The following is a 1,260-nucleotide window of genomic DNA, read 5'->3' on the forward strand; positions in this document are numbered from 1 at the left end:
TTGGCCTTGCCGCCAACCAACTCCATCATGCCCAGGCCGATGCGGCATTGTTCCGCTGGCTGCGCGCCTGCGAAGCGGGTATCCGCGAACTGGGCCTGGGGTTGCATGCGGTGGGGCGCACTTATGACGCCATCCAGCGCGCGGGCCATCTGGAAAACTACGCGCTGCTGCGCCGCTATCCCTACGGTCGCGAGGGTGGCCTGATGAAACTCGTCGCCGAAGTGGTTGGCCTCGGGGAGGGCCGGGTGCTCGATGGCGCCATCTACCTGATCGACCCGGTCGACCCGTCGTCCATTTTTCCCGAGGCGATCGCGCTCAAGCGCCAGTGCGTGATCCATGGCAAGCCCTTCATCTCGACCGTCGCCACCGCGCGTGACTGGATCGAGATGGAGCGCGTGCATGCGGGGTTTACGCCCGACCCTGGCGCGGATGACCTGTACGCACTTGAAAAGCAGACCATGGCGTTGATCGCCCACGACGCGATGAAGCCGCAGATGCTCGCCTATGCGTCGGAACATTTCGACGTGCTGTCCCGCTTTGCGCAGCGGGTGGGTACCGGCACCACCGGCCAGCGGCTCAACGAACTGGCCTGGAGTCGCGGCTGGCCGGGCGATACGCCCTGGGTCGAGCGCTACCAGAGCGGCCCCATGGGCGGCGACGCGCAGATCGCCGACCTGGTGCTGGAACGCCGCTGCCAGCGCGCGATCTTCTTCGAGGATCCGCACGTCGCCCGCCAGCACGAGGCCGATATCCAGCTGCTGGAACGTGCCGTGACGACACGCACCGACGAGGCGGCATGCATTACCTCGCCCCGGGTGGCTGCGCGCTGGGCCGAGGGCGTGCGATTGCGCCAGGCGCGCCGCTAAGCCCCGTCGTCGCGCCCATTTCACGCAACGCGCCCCTGGAAATACTTGATGGATTTCCTAGGTTTTGCTGTGTTTCTCGATGAAATAGGCATGGCGTGGAATATGCAGGTGCTGCCTCGCAGCATGTCATTTGGATGTCCAGACGTCCTTTGTACCGTTGCGAACAGGGGCGATTGCCGCTGATCGTCATGGTTTGGGTTGCATCGTGCCGGAAGCCCGGGCGCGCCAGCGAAATATGCGCAAGAAATTCCGCATCGCTATGACAACGTGGCCTCGGTGTTATGTACTTGTGATGCGCGCACACTGGTGAAATAGTCCAGTCGCGCCAGCCGGCAATGGCCTGGTTTTCTGCTCCCCCCTTGCTCCCGATGCATTGCCGGGACAGGCGCACACG

Annotated in this window: 1 protein-coding gene; it reads left to right on the top strand. The window is 64.2% G+C overall.

What is annotated here, in order from left to right; all coding sequences use genetic code 11:
- The coding region (locus JMF82_RS21840) for a methylglyoxal synthase (RefSeq protein WP_201316626.1) at positions 1-866 on the top strand (866 nt) is incomplete at its 5' end.
- Positions 867-1,260: the final 394 nt, after the last annotated feature.

Source organism: Dyella sp. EPa41, from assembly GCF_016586165.1.
Classification (GTDB): Bacteria; Pseudomonadota; Gammaproteobacteria; order Xanthomonadales; family Rhodanobacteraceae; genus Dyella.